Source organism: Phocaeicola sp. ICN-14070 (assembly GCF_037892625.1).
In the GTDB taxonomy this organism is placed as follows: Bacteria; Bacteroidota; Bacteroidia; order Bacteroidales; family Bacteroidaceae; genus Phocaeicola; species Phocaeicola plebeius.
The window spans coordinates 1-20,964 of sequence record NZ_JBBKBF010000031.1; the positions used below are offsets into that span (position 1 = coordinate 1).

19 protein-coding genes and 1 tRNA gene are annotated in these 20,964 nt (G+C 41.8%); 1 reads left to right on the top strand and 19 read right to left on the bottom strand.

All coding sequences use genetic code 11. The features are described from left to right. Nucleotides 1-66: 66 nt before the first annotated feature. From WKT20_RS09755 to WKT20_RS09780, 6 genes are all read right to left on the bottom strand, one after another. On the bottom strand, nt 67-876 hold the full coding sequence (locus WKT20_RS09755) for a UDP-2,3-diacylglucosamine diphosphatase (RefSeq protein WP_270653187.1): 810 nt from the start codon (nt 874-876) through the stop codon (nt 67-69). A 195-nt stretch (nt 877-1,071) separates the two neighbouring features. Continuing rightward, nucleotides 1,072-1,263: a type II toxin-antitoxin system HicB family antitoxin gene (locus WKT20_RS09760; protein WP_118028004.1), complete on the bottom strand. Its 192-nt coding sequence runs from the start codon at nt 1,261-1,263 to the stop codon at nt 1,072-1,074. Between the two features lie 196 nt (nt 1,264-1,459). Further along, nucleotides 1,460-2,269 carry a glycoside hydrolase family 16 protein gene (locus WKT20_RS09765; RefSeq protein WP_118028003.1) on the bottom strand — a complete coding sequence of 270 codons (810 nt, stop codon included), beginning with the start codon at nt 2,267-2,269 and terminating at the stop codon, nt 1,460-1,462. Nucleotides 2,270-2,350: 81 nt separating this feature from the next. After that, nucleotides 2,351-3,973 (bottom strand): RagB/SusD family nutrient uptake outer membrane protein, encoded by a 1,623-nt coding sequence (locus tag WKT20_RS09770; protein WP_118164405.1) that lies wholly within the window; start codon nt 3,971-3,973, stop codon nt 2,351-2,353. An 18-nt stretch (nt 3,974-3,991) separates the two neighbouring features. After that, a complete protein-coding gene (locus WKT20_RS09775) occupies nt 3,992-7,090 on the bottom strand; it encodes a SusC/RagA family TonB-linked outer membrane protein (RefSeq protein ID WP_118164408.1) in 3,099 nt (1,032 codons plus the stop codon). A 234-nt stretch (nt 7,091-7,324) separates the two neighbouring features. Further along, nucleotides 7,325-7,395 (bottom strand) — tRNA-Gln (locus WKT20_RS09780). Nucleotides 7,396-7,525: 130 nt separating this feature from the next. Between WKT20_RS09780 and WKT20_RS09785 the strand changes: the two genes are divergently transcribed. After that, nucleotides 7,526-10,780, top strand: coding sequence for a S41 family peptidase (locus tag WKT20_RS09785; protein WP_118164411.1), 3,255 nt, complete (start codon nt 7,526-7,528; stop codon nt 10,778-10,780). Between the two features lie 320 nt (nt 10,781-11,100). Here the strand turns inward: WKT20_RS09785 and tyrS are convergent, their stop codons facing one another. From tyrS to WKT20_RS09850, 13 genes are all read right to left on the bottom strand, one after another. After that, entirely contained in the window at nt 11,101-12,393 is a 1,293-nt protein-coding gene (gene tyrS / locus WKT20_RS09790) for a tyrosine--tRNA ligase (RefSeq protein ID WP_007559600.1), read from the bottom strand. Nucleotides 12,394-12,472: 79 nt separating this feature from the next. Continuing rightward, entirely contained in the window at nt 12,473-13,129 is a 657-nt protein-coding gene (locus WKT20_RS09795) for a TatD family hydrolase (protein ID WP_117701165.1), read from the bottom strand. 15 nt (nt 13,130-13,144) lie between these two features. Next, nucleotides 13,145-13,366, bottom strand: a complete 222-nt coding sequence (yidD, locus tag WKT20_RS09800) for a membrane protein insertion efficiency factor YidD (protein WP_007559596.1) — start codon at nt 13,364-13,366, stop codon at nt 13,145-13,147. After that, the gene (rnpA, locus tag WKT20_RS09805) at nt 13,363-13,758 is read right to left on the bottom strand and encodes a ribonuclease P protein component (protein ID WP_118164413.1); all 396 of its coding nucleotides are present in this window, start codon (nt 13,756-13,758) and stop codon (nt 13,363-13,365) included. Before rnpA ends, yidD begins: the two co-directional genes overlap by 4 nt. Nucleotides 13,759-13,832: 74 nt before the next feature. Then, complete coding sequence (locus tag WKT20_RS09810; protein ID WP_118164415.1) at nt 13,833-14,579, bottom strand: uroporphyrinogen-III synthase; 747 nt, start codon at nt 14,577-14,579, stop codon at nt 13,833-13,835. 5 nt (nt 14,580-14,584) lie between these two features. Next, nucleotides 14,585-15,394 (bottom strand): DUF4271 domain-containing protein, encoded by an 810-nt coding sequence (locus tag WKT20_RS09815; RefSeq protein ID WP_117701161.1) that lies wholly within the window; start codon nt 15,392-15,394, stop codon nt 14,585-14,587. Continuing rightward, nucleotides 15,391-15,978 (bottom strand): LOG family protein, encoded by a 588-nt coding sequence (locus WKT20_RS09820; protein WP_118164418.1) that lies wholly within the window; start codon nt 15,976-15,978, stop codon nt 15,391-15,393. Before WKT20_RS09820 ends, WKT20_RS09815 begins: the two co-directional genes overlap by 4 nt. A 125-nt stretch (nt 15,979-16,103) precedes the next feature. Further along, nucleotides 16,104-17,399, bottom strand: coding sequence for a methionine adenosyltransferase (metK, locus tag WKT20_RS09825; RefSeq protein WP_007559587.1), 1,296 nt, complete (start codon nt 17,397-17,399; stop codon nt 16,104-16,106). A gap of 229 nt (nt 17,400-17,628) precedes the next feature. Next, on the bottom strand, nt 17,629-18,087 hold the full coding sequence (gene folK, locus WKT20_RS09830; protein ID WP_117701157.1) for a 2-amino-4-hydroxy-6-hydroxymethyldihydropteridine diphosphokinase: 459 nt from the start codon (nt 18,085-18,087) through the stop codon (nt 17,629-17,631). 11 nt (nt 18,088-18,098) lie between these two features. Continuing rightward, a complete protein-coding gene (gene queA / locus WKT20_RS09835) occupies nt 18,099-19,154 on the bottom strand; it encodes a tRNA preQ1(34) S-adenosylmethionine ribosyltransferase-isomerase QueA (protein WP_007559583.1) in 1,056 nt (351 codons plus the stop codon). A gap of 17 nt (nt 19,155-19,171) precedes the next feature. Continuing rightward, on the bottom strand, nt 19,172-19,876 hold the full coding sequence (truB, locus tag WKT20_RS09840) for a tRNA pseudouridine(55) synthase TruB (protein WP_118164421.1): 705 nt from the start codon (nt 19,874-19,876) through the stop codon (nt 19,172-19,174). Between the two features lie 30 nt (nt 19,877-19,906). Further along, nucleotides 19,907-20,710: an undecaprenyl-diphosphate phosphatase gene (locus tag WKT20_RS09845; protein WP_117701153.1), complete on the bottom strand. Its 804-nt coding sequence runs from the start codon at nt 20,708-20,710 to the stop codon at nt 19,907-19,909. Nucleotides 20,711-20,715: 5 nt separating this feature from the next. Further along, nucleotides 20,716-20,964 carry a DUF3098 domain-containing protein gene (locus tag WKT20_RS09850; RefSeq protein ID WP_007559577.1) on the bottom strand — a complete coding sequence of 83 codons (249 nt, stop codon included), beginning with the start codon at nt 20,962-20,964 and terminating at the stop codon, nt 20,716-20,718.

Here is a 20,964-nt window from a genome sequence, read left to right on the forward strand (position 1 = left end):
GTCTTTCCATTGAAATGGCTTGTGTGAGGTGTCCTCTTCCTTCTCCCTGAACGATAAATAAGATTTTCATGATGCGATAGGTATTAGCGGTATGACATTATTTTCTTCAGGTTTCGTAGCCTGCTGTTCCAATTCGGTGTAATAGATTACTTTCCATTCCCCGTTTTCATCTTCGGTAAGTGCCGACATGGTTTCTACCCAGTCGCCTGAGTTCAGGTAGTGTATCTGGTCGGTCATGCGGTTTTCCGGATGGTGGATATGACCGCAGATAACCCCTTCGCACTGACGGTTCTTCGCGAATTCTACCAGTACGTTTTCAAAATCAGAAATATAGGATACGGCAGATTTTACTTTCTGCTTGATGGCCTGTGAAAGTGAATAATAAGGTTTTCCTTTTCTTACGCGATAGCGGTTGTACTGGCTGTTGAGCCACAGCAGGAGCGTATAGCCTATATCTCCCAATTTAGCCAGCCATTTCATGCTGGTAGTTACTTTATCGAACACATCGCCGTGTGTTACGAAATAATGTTTTCCATTGCTTTCCAGTATATAATCTTTTGTAATGGTCAGGTTAGCAAATTGCAGGGGAGCAAGATTGTCAAGAAAATCGTCATGATTGCCGCGGATATAGATGATTTCCGTACCGTGTTTTTCCATCATTTTCATGATGATTTTAAAAAAGTGCGTGTGTTCCGCTTTCCATTTGCTGATGCCGGATTTCTGCAGATGCCATCCGTCGATGATGTCACCGTTCAGAATCAGTCGTCCGCAGTCTACTCTACTAAGAAAATCGCTGATTTGGTTTACTTTCGAATGGGTAGTTCCCAAATGAATGTCCGACACCACAATGGTCCGGTAATAAGGTCTTTCTTTCATGCTTCATGTTTTTCTTAACGCTGTACAAAAGAAGGGAATGTATATTACAAGGGTATGACTGTCAAATGAATAACTTGTTTCAACAAGCGAGAAGACGGAGCAAGAAGAAAGCCATTCCTGCGTCCCACAGAAATGGCTTTTGATAATGACTAAATATTGGCAATTTATTTACAATGTGTGTTTTTTGGAACACTATCAAGCTATGTCTTCCATGTAGAATATGGAACTGAATTCATTGTAGAACTCTTCTGCGGCAATCTCCAGATTTTCCAGGACCTCTTCTTCTGTTTCACCGTATGCAAAACATTGTTCATGATTGCACAGATAAGCATAATATCCCCCGTCGGGAGTACACTCCACTGTATATTTGTCAGCAATTGTTTCCATAATAATCTCCTTTTTTAAAGTCTGCCCAAAGGTCAGTGTTTTTTATTACAGAAAAGTTGCTACGCAGTTACGTTTGCGTGAAATTATGTATCTGTAAAAATTTGGAATGAGAAGTGACAGGCATTCTACTTACTTTATATCAGTTGCTTTATGTCATGTTTAGGCGTAAAGAATTAAGAAACTTTATTTTGAATAGCTATAATGAAGAAACTTTTACCCAATCAATCCACATTTCTCCTGGTAAGTCATCGTCATTGATTTTCCCTGGCCAAGTCGGATTCCCGTTTAAGTCTCCACCGAGTGAGAAATTTAAAATAATATCGTATTTGTATTGGCAAAATGGATATTGCATTTTTTCTTCTGGTAGATGCTGATTAGGATATCTCCATGTTTCTTTTCCATCTATGTAGAATATTATAGCTTCTTCCGTTCTGTCTGCTGCATAAACATGATATTGGGTTATATCAAAATTGGTAGGTCGATTTGGATTAGTGGCTCCTGCGGAACCATTATCTCCATTTATAAAATAAGTGTGTACAGTTTGGTATATATCATTTGGAGTACCTTGTACCCATTCCATTAGGTCGATTTCGCCACCACGTGGCCATTGTGGTGCATCCATTGGCATTTGCCAGATGGCAGGAAATCCCCCTTTTACTAATTTAGTTAATTTAGCTTTGACTTCCAACCGGGTATTACAGGGAAATCCTGACGTCGTGCGAATCCCTCCATTTTTATAAGAATTTTTATCCTTAGAAACTTTTAGCTTTAATACTCCATTTTCTACTTTCACATTTTCATAGCCTTCTACATTCTTGAAATGTTGTCCCCATGTGTGATTACCATAAGTACATAATTTCCATATTGAAGAATCTGGTATAATAGAATTTTCGTTGAACTCATCTATAAATAAGATATTTCCTTTTTGAGGCGAAACTGATAAACATGGTAATGGAATGAGTATTGAAATAATGGTATAATATAAAATATGCAATGTTTTTTTCATACTGTTATTATTAAGATTCTATACTTTGATAAAGATAAAAATAGAGTTGTCTATTGACAACCCTATTTTTTATTCAGCATGTTATTTCCATTCATCGTGTTGAACAAGTTGCTTGTTTGTATCTATTTCTCCTTGTGGAATAGGCCAGACTGTATCTTGTGCTCCACGATAATTAAAATCATATACACAGAATTTATCACCATAGAATTCTTTATCATTTTGCATACGTTTTACGGCATTTTCCCACTCTCCCCATCTGTATAAATCTGCCAGACGTAAATCTTCAAAAGCTAATTCTACACGGCGTTCATGGCGGACTATTTTTCTTAATTCATCCTGGGAAAGGCTGGTTCCTTCTACAGCTTCTACAGCAGGCATACCTACGCGTGCACGCACTTCGTTGATGTATGGTGTTACTTCTGTCTGTGGAGCATTTTTTTCAATCTTAGCTTCTGCCATGGAAAGCAATACTTCAGCGTAACGAATAATGTAATAATCCAGGCTGCCGTCATATTCATTAGCTGTATTTTCTGGGGTAAACCATTTAAGAATACAAGCTGTAGATTTGGCAGGTAAATTATTTGTATATTCTTTTCCGTTCCAAGTCATTCCGGGCAGCATTAATGTTGCTTTTAACCGTGGATCACGGTTTTCGTATCTCGCATAATCAGGATTCTCTTGTGTGTGCTTACCTTTTTCAAGGCTGCCTTTATTAAAGAGAGGTGATATATCAATAGGTAACCCGTCTGTACAATAAAAATCATCACATAAATTCATTGAAGCTTCAATGGCATTCAAAGGAGCATTCCAACAGACTCCAAAAGTGCTGCCCTCTTTTAGTCCAGGGCCTGTGTAGTGTACACTTAAAAGAACCTCATCACAAGTCTCATTATCTTCTTTGAACAAATCTCTGAAATTGGCTTCATAATCAGTACCATCTCCAGATTTAAATAAAGAAACTTTACCAATTACATTGTTATATGCTTCGATGGCGTCATCCCATCTTTGATTGAATAATGCCATACGCCCCATAATTGCATATCCTGCTTCTTGTGACATTCTTCCTTTTTGTTCTGTTCCCTTTGGTGGCAAATTCGGATTATTAGCTTTCAAATCGGCTAAAACTTTGTCTGCAATGGTACTTTTAAGCTCTTTGGGAGCCTCCGGATTTTCAAGAGTTAAAGGGGCTGTGATGTATGGTACATCTCTATACAAAGAAGTCAAGTTGCAATAACCCAAGGCTCTTAATGCGATAGCTTCTGCTTTGATGGTACCTTTAGCCTTGTCTTCCATCGGAATAGCATCTATTTTAGATAATAGTAGATTGCAACGTTTGATTAGTTCATAGTTTGCATTCCAATAGTTTGAAAAACATCCGTCAGTCGTTGCGGAAGTTCCTTTAGAAACGGTGCTTCCCTGCATCCAGTCACCCCAAGTATGCTGTCCGTTATCGGTACTTGTTTCACGCATAAGGAAACCGAATCCACCTCCATCTACATTGTCATCGTATAAATGATCGGATTGTAAAGCATCATAACATGCTGCAAGAGCCATTAAGGCATCACTTTCAGATTGCCAGAACGTATTGTCTGATACTTGATTGGGATTATCCAATTCCAGAAAGCTATCGGAGCAAGAAATATTGGCTAACATTAAGCCGGAGAATAATAATCCTCTGTATAAGTGATTAAATTTTAGTTTCATAATTGTAGTATTTATAAGTTAAAAGGTTACGTTTATACCGAATGAGAATGACTTGGCATTTGGATAGTTATCATTTCTTGTATCACCAGCTCCTTTTTCTGGATCCCAGTTGTCAAGTTTGGTGAATGTAAGCAGGTTTGTTCCTGCGAAGTAGATACGTAGTTTTGAAACACCAATTTTGGGGAGATTGCCGAATGTGTAGCCGAATTCGAAATTCTTCAATCTTAAATAGCTTGCATTTTCCAGCCAGAAAGATGAGAATTGTTCATTCATTGTGTTGCCTAATGCCGGCATTTTACCATTAGGATTATCAGTAGACCAACGATCCAGCCATCTGTCTGTGAAATTACCACGAATATCTGTGGTTGTTTCCCAATTGTATCGATAAATGCCTGCTACTCCTTGCCAGAATGTAGAAAGATCGAATCCTTTCCAGCTGGCTCCTAAATTGATACCATAGGAATATTTAGGGAATGGGTTACCGATAATAGTTCTGTCTTCAGGAGTGATATTTCCATCGTCATTTAAGTCTGCATACATGATGTCACCTAATTTAGGAGCAACACCATTTTGCTTGATTACTTCACCCTTTGAGTTAGTTCTGTTCAAATCTTCTTCTGTTCTGTATAAACCAAGAGCCTGGTATGCGTAATATGCTCCGATAGGCTCACCTACCCGGTTGATTGTTTGTCCGCTGATACGTTCATCCAAACCACCCATATAAAGAATCTTATTATTCACATGTGACAAGTTAAATCCGGCATACCAGCTCCAGTCTCCTTTACTGTCATTATAATTCACATTCCATTCCCAACCTCTATTTCTTACTGTACCTACATTCTGGTAGGGAGCACTCAATGAGCCTAAGAAGATATTAGGCATTGCTAATTGCATCAGGATGTCAGAGGTTTTCTTATCGAACCATTCAAAAGTTGTTTGAATTTTGTTGTTCAGAAAACCTAAATCAATAGCAACATTTAAAGTACGTGTAGTTTCCCATTTTATGTTTTCATTTGGAATTGAGGTGGATACCATTCCAGTTTGTGGGTCTTTACTTTGGTCAAAATAATAATTTCCCGATGCACCTAAACTTGCTAAATAAGCGTAGCTGCCAATTTCTTGGTTTCCTAACTTACCCCAAGAAAAACGGAGTTTACCGAATAGCCATTGATAATTCTCCATGAATGATTCATTGGTAAATACCCATCCTGCAGATACAGAAGGGAAGGTTGCATATCTGTTATTTTTAGGCATACGTGAAGAACCGTCATGTCGTACATTTACTTCAAGAAGGTATTTATCAGCGTAACTATAATTGATACGTCCGAAGAATGATTGCAATCTGTATTCATCACTATTACCTACTGCTGATGGATTTTTTGATCCTCCATCCATTTCATAAATATTCTCTGTAGGAAAGCCTTCTATGCCGGCTGTAGTTGTGTAGCGAGTGTAGCTGATAAGAGAATGCCCTAATAATACATTTAAATTGTGAAGCCCGAATTTTTTGTCGTATGTAAGAATGTTTTCATTTGTCCACGTAGCTTCTCTCCAATAATAATCTTCTAATCTGTTGTTTTGTCCGGCTGCTTTTAATATATTGCCTTCTGCATCATATCGTGCCAGTTCTTTGGGCGTATATTTTTTAGTGGCATTCATGTAGAATGCATATGCCAGGCTTGTTTTGAATTTTAGTCCGTCAATAATATCGATACCTGCATATGCTTTTCCATTAAAACGCCAGGCTTCGTCAAGACGATATCCTTGTTCCATGAATTGTAGCGGGTTTTTGACTAATTCTGCATTTTTTAAAGATCCGTCTACATAGCCATAGTAACCGTTGGAATATTTTACAGGAACTGTGGGACGTGAGAACCATGATAAATAACGCATGACACTTGTTTCACCGCTTGGAGCGATAGAGGCTGGCTGGTCAACATTGTTTTTGTTTCCTGAAACGTTTAAGCCAAAATTGAAACGGCCGATATTGCTATCTACATTAGAGCGGAATGAAAATTTCTCAGCTCCTGTTTTCTTCATTATACCTTCTTGGTTAGAATAAGAGATAGAAGTCATATATTGGGTATGTTCGTTACCTCCAGAAACAGAAAGATGGTGTTGGTGCATACTTGCATTTCTGAATACCTCGTCAAGCCAGTTTGTGTTAGCATAATGATCCGGATCTGATCCATCTTGGAGTTTCTGTAATGCTGTTGCATCATAAGTGTCTGGAGCTACATCGTTTTTCATTAAAGCCCATTGATAACTGTCAATATAAGTTGGCAACATTGGTTTTTGCAGGGTATAGCTACCTGAGTAGTTTACAGAGATTTTTCCGGCTTTTCCTTTTTTTGTGGTTATTAAAATGACACCATTTGCTGCACGTACACCATAGATTGCAGCAGAGGCGGCATCTTTTAAAACAGAAATATTCTCGATGTCGGCTGCTGGAATATCACTCATTTGTGACAGGGTTCCTTCAACTCCGTCAATTAAAACCATCGGGTTATTATTTCCAAATGTTCCTACACCGCGTACTCTAACTTCCATATCTTCTTTACCTGCCTGACCTCCATTTTGGCTTATTACCAAACCAGGCATACGGCCTTGTAACAAGGATGCTGTATTTGAGGTTGGTACATCTTGTATATCTTTAGCTGAAACAGAAGAAACAGAACCTGTAAGGTTTACTTTTTTCTGTGTTCCATAACCAACAACTACTACTTCCTCTAATGTTTCTGAATCTTCCTTTAGAGTTATAGTAAAATCTTTTTTACCTTTTGCTGATATTTCTTGACTTACATAGCCGATATAAGAGAATACCAGTGTGGAATTAGATGATGATAAATTTAAAGTAAAATTTCCATTAAAATCAGTGATGGTACCATTGGTTGTTCCTTTTTCCAGCACGTTTACACCAATTAGAGCCTCTCCATTGCTGTCCAGAACTTTACCTGTAATCGTAGATGTTTGTTGTACGATTAGTTTCGAATCAATAGTTGTGATGGGGTCTGCATGACCGTTAGCGACAACGAATAACCCTGTTATGACAGGTATTGATTGCAATAATCTTTTTCTCCATACGGAGTCCTCTCTGAAAAAAATGCCTTTTTTCATACTACTATGATTTTGGGTTAATTTGGTTTGTAATATATCCGAAGTTTTTATTATTCTGCTTCAGATGTTTTTTCGATGTAAATATATTTATTATTTTATAAAAAAAATGATATGCCAATTAATAAAATCTATTGAGAGTAAATTTTTAATATTTTTTATATTTGTCAGGATAACAAAAAAGCCCGCTAAAATGTCGTTTTAGCGGGCTTTTGACTATAAATGTCTTGAAAAACGTTGGACTACCAGGATTCGAACCTGGACAAACAGAACCAAAACCTGTTGTGCTACCATTACACCATAGTCCAAACTTCTTGGTGTTTTCCTCAGAAAACGCTGCAAAGATAAGCGTTTTTATGAATACCTTCCAAATAATTTCTGACTTTTTTTCTGTTTCTGACGGGAATCCTTACCTTTGTTTGCAAAACAACTTAGCTTATGAGGAAAAAAATATTGTGCACATTGTTGCTGGGGACTACTTTTGCACATGCCATGGCGGTTACTCCGCTATGGATGCGTGATGTACGTATCTCTCCAGACGGAAAAGAAATTGTATTTTGTTATAAGGGCGACATTTACAAAGTGTCTGCCAAGGGTGGAGAAGCGGTACAGCTGACTACACAAGATTCGTATGAGTCGTCTCCGGTGTGGTCGCCGGACGGTAAACAGATTGCTTTTGCCAGCGATCGTTTTGGAAATACAGATGTGTTTGTTATGCCGGCTAATGGAGGTTCTGCCCGCAGACTGACTACGAATTCTGCTTCGGAAATTCCTTCTGCGTTTACACCGGACGGAAAGTTTATTGTATTTTCTGCAAGCATTCAGGACCCTGCCAGCAGTGCATTGTTCCCGACTTCTGCCATGACAGAACTGTATAAGGTTTCTGCAGAAGGTGGAAAAACGGAACAAATTCTGGGTACTCCTGCCGAAATGGTTTGTTTTAATGCGGCAGGCGACAAGTTTTTGTATCAGGACCGGAAAGGATTTGAAGATGAATGGCGTAAACATCATACTTCTTCTATTACACGGGATGTATGGATGTACGACATGGCATCGGGCAAGCATACCAATCTGACCAAGCGGGCAGGAGAGGACCGTAATCCGGTGCTTTCGTCGGATGGTAAGGAGGTTTTCTTCTTGAGTGAACGCAACAAAGGCTCGTTTAACGTCTATTCTTTCCCGCTGGATAATCCGGAACAGGTGAAACCGCTGACTTCATTCTCTACACATCCGGTACGTTTCCTTTCTTTGGGAGGAGACGGTACGCTGTGCTATACCTATAATGGAGAAATTTATACACAGAAACAAGGAGGAAAGCCAAGTAAGGTGAATGTGTCACTGACACGGGATGACCAGGAAATTCCGGTTACATTAACTTATACTCGGGGAGCATCGGAAGCAGTCGTATCGCCCGATGGCAAGCAGGTGGCTTTCATTGTACGAGGAGAAGTGTTCGTGACTTCTGTGGAATATGGTACTACCAAACAGATTACGCACACACCTGAAGCAGAAGAAGGTCTTTCTTTCGGGGCAGACAATCGTACACTGGTATATGCCAGCGAACGCGATGGAAACTGGCAGCTTTATAAGGCGGAAATTGAACGGAAAGAAGATTTGAATTTCCCGAATGCGACATTGATAAAAGAAGAAGTGCTGTTGCCTTCCAAGACTGTGGAACGGATGTATCCTAAGTTCTCACCCGATGGCAAGGAAGTGGCTTTCATTGAAGACCGTATCCGTCTGAAAGTATTAAATCTGGAAACGAATAAGGTACGTCAGATTACTGATGGAAGTACTTGGTACAGCTTGAGTGGAGGGTTTAATTATGCCTGGTCGCCCGACGGTAAATGGTTTACGTTGGAGTTTATCGGAAACAAGCATGATCCTTATACGGACATTGCCTTGGTCAGTGCAGACGGAAAGGGAGAGTTAGTTAACCTGACGAACAGTGGTTATACAAGTAGCTCTCCGAAGTGGACAATGGACGGTAATGCCATTTTGTTTACTACAGAGCGTTACGGTATGAGAAATCACGCTTCATGGGGTTCACTGGACGATGTGATGATGGTATTTGTCAATCAGGATACCTACGATAAATTCCGTATGAGCAAGGAGGATTATGAACTCCAGAAGGAACTGGAAAAAGAACAGGAAAAAGCTGCGGACAAGAAAGACGGAAAGAAAAAAGAAGATAAAAAAGAGGATAAGGACAAGAAAGAAGAAGCCGACAAGGTGAAAGATATTGTGGTGGAACTGGAGGGTATTCAGGACCGCATCGTACGTCTGACTCCGAATTCATCAAGCATTGCTTCGGCTATTCTTTCAAAGGATGGAGAAAGTTTGTATTACCTGTCGGCTTTTGAGCGTGGATTTGATATGTGGAAGATGGATTTGCGCAAACGGGAAACCAAATTGTTACACAAGATGGGTTCCGGATGGGCCGATATGGAAATGGATAAGGAAGGAAAAAATCTTTTCGTATTAGGTTCAGGCTCCATGCAGAAAATGGATTTGGGCGGTGAGAAGTTGAAACCGATTTCTTATCGTGCAGAAATGAAGATGGATTTGGCTGCCGAACGTGCTTATATGTATGATAATATGTGCCGTGAGGAACAGAAACGTTTTTATGAGGTAAATATGCACGGGGTAGACTGGAAGGCTATGACCGCTAATTATCGTCGTTTCTTGCCGCATATCAATAATAAGTATGACTACGCGGAAATGTTGAGTGAGTTGCTGGGCGAACTGAACGTATCGCATACAGGTGGCCGTTATCGCCCGGGAGTGAAAGAGGCAACTGCCAGCTTGGGATTGCTTTATGACTGGAATTACACCGGAAAAGGCATGAAAGTGGACGAAGTGGTGGAAAAAGGTCCGTTCGACCGGAAAACTACACGGGTAAAACCGGGTGTGGTGATTGAAAAGATTGACGGTCAGCCGGTAGATGCTGATTTCTCTGCTTTGCTGAACGGAAAGGCAGGCAAGAAGATATTGGTTTCATGCTACGATGTACAATCAAAAGAACGCTGGGATGAGGTGGTGAAGCCTATTAGCGGTGGAACGTTGAGCAGTCTGCTGTATGAACGTTGGGTAAAGCAGCGTGCAGCAGATGTGGATAAATGGTCAAACGGCCGTTTAGGCTATGTACATATCGAATCAATGGACGACGGCAGCTTCCGTACGGTATATTCCGATATTTTGGGTAAATACAACAACCGCGAAGGTATTGTGATTGATACCCGTTTCAACGGAGGAGGACGTTTGCATGAAGATATTGAAGTGCTGTTCAGTGGGCAGAAGTATCTGACACAGGTGATTCGTGGTCGTGAAGCATGCGACATGCCGAGCCGTCGCTGGAACAAGCCTTCTATCATGGTACAGTGCGAAGCCAACTATTCCAATGCACACGGCACACCGTGGGTGTACAAACATCGCCAGATGGGTAAGCTGGTAGGTGCTCCGGTACCTGGAACCATGACCAGTGTAAACTGGGTACAGATGCAGGATCCGGATTTGATTTACGGTATTCCTGTGATTGGTTATCGTCTGCCAGACGGAAGCTACCTGGAAAACAAAGAGCTGGAGCCGGATGTATATGTATTGAATGCGCCTGAAACAGTGGTGAAAGGAGAGGATACACAGTTGAAGGCTGCGGTAGATGAACTGCTTAAAGAGCTGGATGCAAAGAAATAAGTACTGAAATATCCGGAAGGATTGCCTTCCGGACATACTCTAAAGTACCGGTTAATTCACAAGGAGTCAGCCGGTATTTTTTTATCCCTGGCTTTATTTCCCGAGGTGATTTTCATCTCCTGCCAGTACTTCTTTGGCAGTACTCCAGTACTTCCTTGAAAGTACTAAAGTACTGCTTAGGGAGTACTGCAGTACTGGCCTGAAAGTACTGGTAACTTGTTCCTTGCTGTTTGATAAAGAATTATGGAGGAACTGTAAGATAAGAAAGGCTGCCCCAAATTGAATTGAGACAGCCTTCCGGTATTTTTTTCTGAAAGAATTTATTTGGCAATTACCAGATAATAGTTTTTCTTTCCGCGCTGTACGAGCAGGTATTTTTCATCCAGCAAGTCAGCAGTAGTAATTTCCTGATCAAATGCAGCCAGTTTTTCTTTGTTTAAAGAAACGCCGCCGCCCTGAACCAGCTTACGCATCTCACCTTTTGACGGGAAGATAGCAGCCTTTTCAGTAAATAAGTCTACAGCCTTGATACCGGCTTCAATATCCGATTTGGCTACTTCAAACTGAGGAACGCCTTCGAATACAGAAAGCAGGGTATCTTCATCCAGTTTCTTCAATGCTTCAGAAGTAGCGTTGCCAAACAGGATGCCGGAAGCTTCTACAGCAGCGTTGTAGTCAGCTTCAGAGTGAACCATGATAGTTACTTCCTTAGCCAGACGTTTCTGGAGTACACGCAAGTGAGGAGCCTGTTCGTGTTCTGCAATCAGGCCTTCTATTTCTTCTTTGCTCAGTGAAGTGAATATCTTGATATAACGCTTAGCGTCTTCGTCGCTTACATTCAGCCAGAATTGATAGAACTTGTAAGGAGAGGTATATCGTGCGTCCAGCCAGATATTTCCTGATTCTGTTTTACCAAATTTACCACCGTCGGCCTTTGTAATCAGCGGACAAGTCAAGGCAAATACTTCACCTCCGTTGGTACGGCGGATTAATTCTGCTCCCGTGGTGATGTTTCCCCACTGGTCAGAACCACCCAGCTGAAGCTTACAGTTTTTGGTTTCATACAGATGCAGGAAATCGTATCCTTGTAACAGCTGATAAGTAAATTCAGTGAATGAAAGACCGTCGCGTGCTTCTCCGTTCAGACGTTTCTGAACTGATTCCTTTGCCATCATGTAGTTCACGGTGATGTGTTTTCCTACGGTGCGGGCAAAATCCAGGAAAGAGAAGTCTTTCATCCAGTCGTAGTTGTTTACCAGTTCTGCACGGTTAGGGGCATCCGATTCGAAATCGAGGAATTTGCCCAACTGCTTCTTGATACACTCCTGATTGTGGCGCAGTGTTTCCTCATCCAGCAAGTTACGTTCCTGTGACTTACCTGAAGGGTCTCCAATCATACCGGTTGCACCTCCTACCAGAGCCAGCGGTTTGTGGCCGCAACGCTGGAAATGACGCAACATCATCACGCCACACAAGTGGCCGATATGCAACGAGTCAGCTGTAGGGTCAATACCCAGGTAAGCTGTCACCATTTCCTTCTCCAGCAATTCTTCTGTGCCCGGCATCATGGTATGTACCATTCCACGCCATCTTAGTTCATCTACAAAATTCATCGAATGAAATTCTTAGTTTAACATATTTATTTAATAATACAGAAGCAAAAGTACGACACTTTATCTGAATAACCAATTTTTAGCGATTAAAAAAGAGACGGTTAGCATTTTCTTTGATATTTTCAATCAAGCTGTCAAAAGAGGTTCCGCGTAGTGAAGCTACTTGCCGGTAGAAGTCTGGAAAGTCTGTGTCTGCTTCGTCACTCTCTAATAAAAATCTGTCTGCAGGGACGATAGATAAGGCTTTTTCCTGGTATTTTTTTCCGAAAGAGAGATAAAATCCGTGTCGTATCAGGTCGGTGGCAAGTTCTTTTTTACCTCGGAAACCATGGATAATCCAGGCTTGTGCGGGGTGATATTCCTTGTGTAGGGCAAGCAGTTCTTCAGTGGCTTTTACGGAATGTATCACTAAGGGGAGATGATAGGTTTCTGATATCTCTATTACTTTCTTGAAGGCCTGTATTTGTAAGTCGAAAGGGGTATCGCATACTTTGTCCAGTCCGGTTTCTCCCAGTGCGACTACTCGCGAATCACTTTGGATAGTCTGTACCAGCCAATCTATTTGTGGCTGAATGTTTTCTTCCGTGAGATACCACGGGTGCAGGCTGGCGGAGATAAATGTAGCTTGCAGGTAAGAGGAAGCCGTTTTCTCGTCCATGCGGCAGCTTACGATGGCAGTGATCTGCGGCTGAGGCAAATGATGTGTGTGTGCATCGAAAAAGGGAGTGTCAATCATGTGAAAACAGGCTTTTTAAGGAACTGGGTCATATCCCGAACCTCCCCAGGGGTGGCAACGAAGAATGCGTCGTATGGCCAGGTAAAGTCCTTTGAAAGGTCCATGCTTTTGTATCGCTTCTATGGCATATTGAGAACAAGTCGGAGTAAAGCGACAGGAGGGAGGTGTAAAAGGTGAAATGCAGTTCCGGTAAAAATAAATGGGGAGCAGGAGCAGGAAAGATATGAACTTTTTCATGCCAGACGTTCAGCGGTAAGTTGCAACAATTTAACCACCTTAGCTTCCACATCGGCCGATTCATGCAGTTCATTGTCGAGCCAGATAAAGGCGACGGCAATTTTCTGTCCTGAACTTTTTAAAGCATCGAGCAGGATGTGTTTGTTTTTACGGTAGGCCTCACGTACTTGACGTTTTACACGATTGCGTTTGACTGCCCGCTTGAATCTTTTTTTGGGTACGCTAATCAGGATAGTGGCTGCAGGTAGATTCTCTCCCTCTACCGGCATGTATACGATACGCAACGGAAAAGCAGGTAGTGATTTGCTGCCTCCTGTAAACAGTCTTTCAATCAGAATCCGGCTGTTCAGTCGTTCTACTTTCGGTAGGGTTAATTTTAGAGAATCGGTCATAGAGGGGGATATAATGAAACAAAGCGAAGTAATGAGAAAATGGATTGCTTCGCTTTGTTTGTCAGAATTATTTTTTATTTGTTGTGTTCGCGGATAAACATATCCAACGCTGCTGGCATGGAAGGAGCTACACTTGAAGGAGCTTCCAAATCAAGACGCAGACCTGCATCTTTTACGGCCTTAGCTGTAGTCGGTCCGAAGCTTCCGATAGCAATGTCTTTCTGTTCGAAATTCGGGAAGTTCTTCATCAATGACTGAATACCTGCCGGGCTGAAGAATATCAGCATGTCATAGTTGAATTCTTCTTCTGGAGTGAAATCGTTGCTGACAGTACGATACATTACAGCTTCCGTGTGCTGAATGTGGTTTTTGTCGAGCAAGTCTTTTACTTCGTCATTGTGTACATCTGACATCGGGATAAAGTATTTTTCCGTATTATGCTTGATAATTTGCGGAAGCAGGTCAGCAAACTTTCCGGTAGCTCCGAAGAATACTTTACGCTTGCGGTATTGAACGTATTTTTGAATATATAGAGCGATGGTTTCCGAAGTACAGAAGTATTTCATTGTTTCCGGAATTGTTACACGCAACTCTGCACACAGGCTAAAGAAGTGATCGATAGCATGGCGTGAAGTAAACACAACGGCTGTATGATCTAAGATAGAAACCTTTTGCTGTCTGAATTCTTTAGCTGACAAACTTTCTACTTTAATAAACGGGCGAAAATCTATCTTCACTCCGTACTTCTCAGCAATGTCAAAATAGGGAGACTTTTCTGTCGTCGGTTTTGGCTGAGAAACGAGGACTTTCTTTATTTTCAACGTTACTAAAATTTTAAAATCAAAATGTTATTTATATATATCAATCCTTTCCAGAGGAAAAGTAAGGGTATGATTTCGAGGGTGCAAAAGTACAGAATTAAATGTAAAATGCCATGGAAATGATTAAAAAAGTTCCTAATACACTTATAAAATAACAATATTTTGAAACTGACTACTGCAATGAATACGAAGGTTTTAGAAAAATTAAAGTCTAAGTTGAAATAGACAATAAGCAAGGATAGAGGAAATAAAACAAATGCGGCTCCAGAAAGCAAATCAAAATAGGCCGAAATCCAGGTGCTGTTTTTTTCTTTATCAAAAAAAATCCAGTTAACAAATTGATATAAAGCAGTTTTCCCTACAACGGTGAGTAAAATGCAGAAAATGTAGACAAACAGAATGGCATAGTGTGAAACTGTTTGAAATAGAAACGGTTCGGTCTTAGAGAAGAAATCATAGACAAATAACCCAGTAGATATGCAACTTATACCGCCTAAAGTGAGGGTGTAGCGAATGTTAAATCCGGAACTCTCATCAAAGAGTCCAGCTCGTTCTTTATGTCGGAAAAAGCTTTTGATGTGTTGATACAGGTATTTTTGTCCGTTTTTTAAGGAATAAGTGACCAAAAAGAAGCAAAGAAACACAATACCTGTAATTGCAAAGTCATTACGTAACTGATAAGGGACAGGTTCTCCTGCCATACCGTTTGTACACGGTGTTTCCTTACAATGCTGCAGTGCACTGTCTATTTGCTCTACGTGCTGGTTGTAGAGTTCTTGAATCTGTGAGAAACCGGTATGGCAGAACTTGTTCATATTGCGGCAAATTTACGAATTTCTTTGCTCCAGTGAGGGGTGGTATATAATAAATTTACAGCTTCTTCGGGAGTTTGTGCTACGTGCCAGATGTTTCCATGTTCCTTTCGCATGAAGTTTTGGGAAATAGCTTGTTGAAGCATCTCCAGCAGCAGGTTATAAAATCCGTTGGTATTCAGTATGACGATGGGTTTCAGGTATAGTCCGAGTTGTTTCCAGGTAATGATTTCGAGCAATTCTTCCAATGTACCGCATCCTCCGGGCAGGGCAATCACTCCATCGGACAAATCGGCCATAAGTTGTTTGCGTTCGTGCATGCTTTCCGTTTCTATTAGCCGGGTCAGTCCTTTATGATGCCAGCCTTGCTCCACCATAAACCGGGGAATGACACCGGTTACGGTTCCTCCGGCAGCAAGAGTCGCGTCGCTGATGCGGCACATCAGTCCCAGGCATCCGGCTCCGTTGATAAGGTTGATGTGCTTTTGTGCAAGAATTTTTCCAAGTTCTTCGGCTGCTTCGAAATAGATAGAATCAATTTTAGTGCTGGAAGCACTGTATACGCATATATTCTTGATATCGTTCATGGTCTTTTTAGTTTTTGCAAAGATAGGTAAAGGTGAGTGCATAGCCAAACCGTTGTGCCAGCAAAAAGGGCTTGACCATCTTCTGATGTATCAAGCCCTCTGTATGGTTAGTGGAAGATCTCAGCTTATTTCAGTCCGAAAGCTTCTTTCACTTTGTCTACATAATCCAGTTTCTCCCAAGTGAAGAGTTCCACTTCTACGTCTTTGTTGCCTTCGTAAACCGATTCGAAATGCTTGGTAACGATTTGCGGTTCACGGCCCATGTGTCCGTAAGCAGCAGTTTCGCTATAAATCGGGTTGCGCAGCTTCAAGCGTTCTTCGATGGCACGCGGACGCATATCGAAGATTTCATCTACTTTCTTAGCGATTTCTCCGTCGGTCAGAGCTACATTGCTACGTCCGTAAGTATTTACGTAGATATTGATCGGACGTGCTACTCCGATGGCGTATGAAACCTGTACCAATACTTCGTCTGCTACTCCGGCAGCTACCAGGTTCTTGGCAATGTGGCGTGCAGCGTATGCAGCACTACGGTCTACCTTGCTGGGGTCTTTTCCTGAGAAAGCACCTCCTCCGTGAGCTCCGGCACCACCGTAAGTGTCTACAATAATCTTACGGCCAGTCAGTCCGGTATCACCGTGAGGACCACCAATCACGAACTTACCTGTCGGGTTTACGTGGTATTTAATCTGGTCGTTGAATAAAGCCAGTACCTGCGGGTTGTGGATTTCGGCAATGACACGCGGCATCAGGATTTCAATTACGTCCTTGCGAATCTGTGCCAGCATTTCCTCGTCAGCCTTCAATTGAGCTTCTTTTGAGTCATTTTCTGGCTGGATAAATTCATCGTGCTGGGTAGATACTACGATGGTATCAATACGTACCGGACGACGGTTGTCATCGTATTCGATAGTTACCTGGCTCTTAGAGTCCGGACGAAGGTAAGTCATCACCTTTCCTTCACGACGGATGTCGGCCAATACCATCAGCAGTTTGTGTGCCAGGTCGAGCGACAGCGGCATGTAGTTTTCAGTTTCGTTGGTAGCATAACCGAACATCATACCTTGGTCGCCTGCTCCCTGATTCATCGGGTCTTCGCGTTCTACTCCACGGTTGATGTCAGGACTCTGTTCGTGAATGGCAGAGAATACACCGCATGAATTACCTTCGAACATGTATTCACTCTTGGTATAGCCTATCTTATTAATTACTTCGCGTGCTACGCGCTGCAAATCAATATATGCTTTGGTTTTCACTTCTCCTGCCAGTACCACCTGTCCGGTAGTTACCAGAGTTTCGCAAGCTACTTTTGAACTGGGGTCGTAAGCCAACAGTTTGTCAAGCACAGCGTCCGAAATTTGATCGGCCACTTTGTCGGGGTGTCCTTCAGACACCGATTCGGATGTGAATAAGTATCCCATTGTTGTGGTAAATTAAAATTGTTAATGGTTTGTTTTTATCCGTGTACGGACAGAGTAGAGAAGTAATCTTCGGGGAAATAACAATGTGTTTTAGCATTTTTTTCCGTGGTTGCAAGCTACTCAAATCTTTCCACTTTTTATTTTCGCTGCAAAGATAGTGATATAAATTGGAATAATTACAATTTCAGTTTCTTTTTAACATAGCTTTATGCTCCTGCCTGTCGGTAAATCATTCCAGATATAATTCTGACAATGTTTTTTGAAGGGTGGGGTGGATTGCATTTCCTGCAATTTCGATTAACGGTTTCATTACAAAATCTCTTTCCGTCATCAATGGATGAGGAACCGTAAGCTCAGGTGTCTGGAGTACGAGATTGTCGTATAAAAGAATATCAATATCAATGAGCCGGTCGCTGTAGCTGCCGTTGACTGATTTCTTTGTCCTGCCGAGTTCTTTCTCTATTTCCTGCGTGATATGAAGCACTTCGATAGGGGAGAGATTGGTTTCCAGTCCGATTGCTGCATTCAGAAAGCTGTGGTCTGATTTAAATCCCCAAGGGGCTGTTTCATAAAAAGAGGATAGGGAAACTTGCTTCCCTATCCTTTCCTGTAGTTTATAGATGGCGGTACGTAAATTAGCTTCTTTATCGCCAAGGTTTGTACCTAATCCCAGATAAATTGTTGCCATAGAATGATGGTTTATTTATCCAGAATCAGCATGGCATCACCGTATGTTCCAAAACGGTAGTCTTCTTTCAGTGCGATGTTGTAAGCATCCATGATCAGTTCATATCCTCCGTAAGCACATACAAGCATCAGCATGGTAGAAAGCGGCATGTGGAAATTGCTTACCATGGCATTGGCTACTGAGAAGTCGTAAGGAGGGAAAATAAACTTGTTGGTCCATCCTTCGAACTCTTTCAAATGGCCGTCTGTACCCACAGCTGTTTCAATGGCACGCATCACAGTAGTACCGATAGCGCATACTTTGTTGCCTCTGTCTTTGGCTTCGTTGACGATGCGGCAGGCTTCCGCGTTGACGAACATCTGTTCTGAATCCATTTTATGCTTGGTTAAATCTTCCACATCGATGTCGCGGAAGTTACCCAATCCGGCATGCATGGTGATGAAAGAGAAGTCGATGCCTTTGATTTCCATACGTTTCATAAGCTCACGGCTGAAGTGAAGACCGGCTGCCGGTACGGTAACGGCTCCTTCATTTTTGGCGTAGATAGTCTGGAAACGTTCTTCGTCTTCCGGTTCTGCCGGACGATGGATGAAAGGAGGCAATGGAGGTTCTCCCAAGGCATACAAAGCCTTCTTGAATTCATCATGAGGACCGTCGTACAAAAAGCGGAGTGTACGTCCGCGAGAAGTCGTATTGTCAATTACTTCGGCCACCATCGAGTCATCGTCGCCGAAGTACAACTTGTTACCGATACGGATTTTACGGGCGGGATCTACCAGCACATCCCACAAGCGCAGTTCTTCGTTCAACTCACGGAGCAGGAATACTTCAATGCGGGCACCTGTTTTTTCCTTGTTACCATACAAACGAGCAGGAAAGACTTTGGTATCGTTAAAGATAAACACGTCTTTGTCGTCGAAATAGTTCAGTATATCCTTGAAATTGACATGTTCAATTTCTCCGGTTGACTTGTGAATTACCATCAGGCGGGATTCATCTCTGTATTTAGCCGGATAAAGAGCGATTTTTTCTTCCGGCAACTTGAATTTGAATTGTGACAGTTTCATCTTCTTCCTTTCTTTCCTTAATCGTTTATAACTTCTATTTCTTGCTGGTCGAGCCAGGCTTCAAAATCTTCCACTTTCATGCAGTCTTCCAACTTTACTTCTCCTACCCGTGTACGTATCAGACCGGTCAGGTGGGCACCGCTTTGCAGTGCTTGGCCAATGTCTCTGGCCAATGCCCGTATGTAAGTACCCTTGCTACAGACTACCCGTATCTTAATTTCCGGCAGGTTGCATTCCAGCAGCTCGATTTCATCAATGACCAGAACTTTGGGTTTCAGTTCTACTTCATCTCCTTTTCTAGCCAGGTCGTATGCACGCTTCCCGTCTATCTTGCATGCGGAAAATGCCGGTGGTACCTGTTCAATGGTGCCGACAAACTTTTTCAATGTTTCCTCGACCATTTCTTTGGTGATGTGGTCGGTAGGGTAAGTCGCATCAACCTCCTTTTCCAGGTCGAATGAGGGAGTGGTTGCTCCCAGCTGGAGAGTGGCAATGTACTCTTTTGTATGATACTGGAACTCCTCAATACGCTTTGTGGCCTTTCCGGTACAGATAATCATCACTCCGGTGGCCAGTGGATCGAGCGTTCCGGCATGTCCTACTTTTATTTTCTTTACTCCTAATTTGCGACTGATGTGGTATCTTATCTTATTGACCACGGCAAAAGAGGTCCATCGCAGTGGCTTGTCAAAATATAATACTTCTCCTTCTTTGAAATTCATTCTTTGGTTGTAAATTGTTGTTGAGGCTGCTTATCCCAGCAGACTGCACGCAATTGTAATTACTCCGGCAATGGCGCAATATACGCCGAACCATATCAATTTTCCTTTCTTTACAATGTTAATCATCCATTTGCAAGCTACGCAACCTGAAATAAAAGCAGCCAGAAAACCAATAATGAGTGCTCCCATACTGATTTCTGCATTGGCGGCTGAAGCATTTTTTACGATTTCCATTCCGGAAAGTAGTGCTTCCCCTAAAATAGGAGGAATAACCATCAGAAAGGAGAATTGTGCCAGTGTTTCCTTTTTGTTTCCCAAAATCAGTCCGGTAGCGATGGTACTTCCTGAGCGTGACAATCCTGGCATGACTGCACAGGCCTGAGCCAGTCCGATGATGAATGCATCACGCAGGCTGATTTTTTCTTTCTGCCGAGGTCTGGCGTAATAAGAAAAAGCCAGCAACACGGCAGTCAGTAACAACATGCATCCTACGATCAGCAAACCGGAGCCGAAAATTTCTTCTACGTAATCTTTAAAGAATATTCCGACAATGCCGATAGGAATCATTGACACAAGAATGTTGATGACATATTTGGTCTCGTCATTCATTTTCCATTTAAACAATCCCCGGAAAATCCAGTCAATTTCTTTCCACAAGATAACCAGTGTACTCAGTACGGTAGCAATGTGAACCACTACAGTGAAAGTCAGATTTTCTTCACCTTGAATGCCGAACAAAGCCGATCCGATGGCAAGGTGTCCACTACTACTTACGGGGAGGTATTCTGTCAGTCCCTGCAGAATTCCTAAAATTAAGGCTTCAAACCAACTCATTGCATTTATTCTTTAGTAATTGTTTCTTCTTTGTCTTTAGGTTTTCTCAGAATGCCATAAATCATGAAAATAAATCCCAAAAAGCAAACAACGGGAGCTACTTTGATGCGGCGTACACTGAAAATATCTGGTTCAAAAGCTGTTTCAGTGGAGCCTGGTCCGCTCATTAACAGGAATCCGATGATAATGACTATCATACCTATGGCAAGCAGTATGAAGTTTGTTTTATCAAAAGCAAAACTTTTTTTGTCCAT

What these genes read in the sequence shown, in the direction of transcription:
- WKT20_RS09755 (WP_270653187.1), bottom strand. Translation starts at nt 876, where the DNA reads ATGAAAGAAAGACCTTATTACCGGACCATTGTGGTGTCGGACATTCAT.
- WKT20_RS09760 (WP_118028004.1), bottom strand. Translation starts at nt 1,263, where the DNA reads ATGGAAACAATTGCTGACAAATATACAGTGGAGTGTACTCCCGACGGG.
- WKT20_RS09765 (WP_118028003.1), bottom strand. Translation starts at nt 2,269, where the DNA reads ATGAAAAAAACATTGCATATTTTATATTATACCATTATTTCAATACTC.
- WKT20_RS09770 (WP_118164405.1), bottom strand. Translation starts at nt 3,973, where the DNA reads ATGAAACTAAAATTTAATCACTTATACAGAGGATTATTATTCTCCGGC.
- WKT20_RS09775 (WP_118164408.1), bottom strand. Translation starts at nt 7,090, where the DNA reads ATGAAAAAAGGCATTTTTTTCAGAGAGGACTCCGTATGGAGAAAAAGA.
- WKT20_RS09785 (WP_118164411.1), top strand. Translation starts at nt 7,526, where the DNA reads ATGAGGAAAAAAATATTGTGCACATTGTTGCTGGGGACTACTTTTGCA.
- tyrS (WP_007559600.1), bottom strand. Translation starts at nt 12,393, where the DNA reads ATGAATTTTGTAGATGAACTAAGATGGCGTGGAATGGTACATACCATG.
- WKT20_RS09795 (WP_117701165.1), bottom strand. Translation starts at nt 13,129, where the DNA reads ATGATTGACACTCCCTTTTTCGATGCACACACACATCATTTGCCTCAG.
- yidD (WP_007559596.1), bottom strand. Translation starts at nt 13,366, where the DNA reads ATGAAAAAGTTCATATCTTTCCTGCTCCTGCTCCCCATTTATTTTTAC.
- rnpA (WP_118164413.1), bottom strand. Translation starts at nt 13,758, where the DNA reads ATGACCGATTCTCTAAAATTAACCCTACCGAAAGTAGAACGACTGAAC.
- WKT20_RS09815 (WP_117701161.1), bottom strand. Translation starts at nt 15,394, where the DNA reads ATGAACAAGTTCTGCCATACCGGTTTCTCACAGATTCAAGAACTCTAC.
- WKT20_RS09820 (WP_118164418.1), bottom strand. Translation starts at nt 15,978, where the DNA reads ATGAACGATATCAAGAATATATGCGTATACAGTGCTTCCAGCACTAAA.
- metK (WP_007559587.1), bottom strand. Translation starts at nt 17,399, where the DNA reads ATGGGATACTTATTCACATCCGAATCGGTGTCTGAAGGACACCCCGAC.
- folK (WP_117701157.1), bottom strand. Translation starts at nt 18,087, where the DNA reads ATGGCAACAATTTATCTGGGATTAGGTACAAACCTTGGCGATAAAGAA.
- queA (WP_007559583.1), bottom strand. Translation starts at nt 19,154, where the DNA reads ATGAAACTGTCACAATTCAAATTCAAGTTGCCGGAAGAAAAAATCGCT.
- truB (WP_118164421.1), bottom strand. Translation starts at nt 19,876, where the DNA reads ATGAATTTCAAAGAAGGAGAAGTATTATATTTTGACAAGCCACTGCGA.
- WKT20_RS09845 (WP_117701153.1), bottom strand. Translation starts at nt 20,710, where the DNA reads ATGAGTTGGTTTGAAGCCTTAATTTTAGGAATTCTGCAGGGACTGACA.
- WKT20_RS09850 (WP_007559577.1), bottom strand. Translation starts at nt 20,964, where the DNA reads ATGGACAAAAAAAGTTTTGCTTTTGATAAAACAAACTTCATACTGCTT.